Genomic DNA, 899 nt, shown 5'->3' with positions numbered 1-899 from the left:
CAGGTCGCCCGCGCCCGCGGTCGCGCGTCCCTGCTCGTCGGTGATGACGTCCCAGGTGCGCGCAGGCCGTGCGCCCGCCACGGCGATCTCCTCGAGCGAGGCGTAGCGCCCCGCGTAGTGCTCGACCGTGAACGCCGCGCCCGCCAGGCTCGCATCGCCAAGCGGTACGGGGACGCCCGTCTCGCGGTCCGCTTTCTGCACGAGGGCGTCGACAGGCGCGATCAGGGGCGCGTCCTCCACATGGACGGCCGGCACGGCGCCGGTGCGGCAGTCCTCCTGCGCGAGGTCGACCGGGTAGGTTCCCGGGTCGGGCAGGTAGCCCTCCGGCGCCGCCTTCTCGCGCACCCAGTAGCGCCCCGGCGCAAGGACGCGTTTCGAACGGGCGCGCCCCGAGGAGTCGGTGGTCAGCGAGAGCGCCTCGCGCGTGCACGCCTCGTCGGCGTACACGCCGTACGCCGCGCCGTCCAGGCGGTAGCAGGGGTTGCCGTCCGTGACCTCCGGCGCGGCGGAGCGCTTGAGCACCTCCACCGATCCGAAGGGGTATAGCTTGAACCCGCCGACGTTCTGAACGCCGTAGGGCGAGTAATGGTTCTCGTACATGCCGGCGCCCCGGCAGTTCACGGTGATCTGGAAGCCGCCGTCGTCCGCAGGCTCGCCGGTGAACGGGTAGGTGCCCGGCAGCGGCGTGCCGTAGACGGAGCCCGAGATGCAGTAGCCGGTGGCCGTGATGCCGTACTCGGGGAACGTCACCTCGAACACGTTGCCGCCGTCCGGTCCGTCGATATGGGCGTTCGTGCAGGCCACGTAGCAGGTGCCCGAGATGCCCCCGAGGGCTTCGGCCGGTCGGGGAGCTGCCAGCGCCAACGCGAGGGCGAGGGCGCATGCGGCGAGCATCGCCG

1 protein-coding gene is annotated in these 899 nt (G+C 72.4%); it reads right to left on the bottom strand.

From position 1 onward, the window contains the following. Nucleotides 1-899: MSCRAMM family protein (locus GPA_RS19125; RefSeq protein WP_231847616.1), on the bottom strand; the 899-nt coding region annotated here is incomplete at both ends.

The organism is Gordonibacter pamelaeae 7-10-1-b (assembly GCF_000210055.1).
GTDB lineage: Bacteria > Actinomycetota > Coriobacteriia > Coriobacteriales > Eggerthellaceae > Gordonibacter > Gordonibacter pamelaeae.
This window is presented reverse-complemented; position numbering and strand designations above follow the sequence as displayed.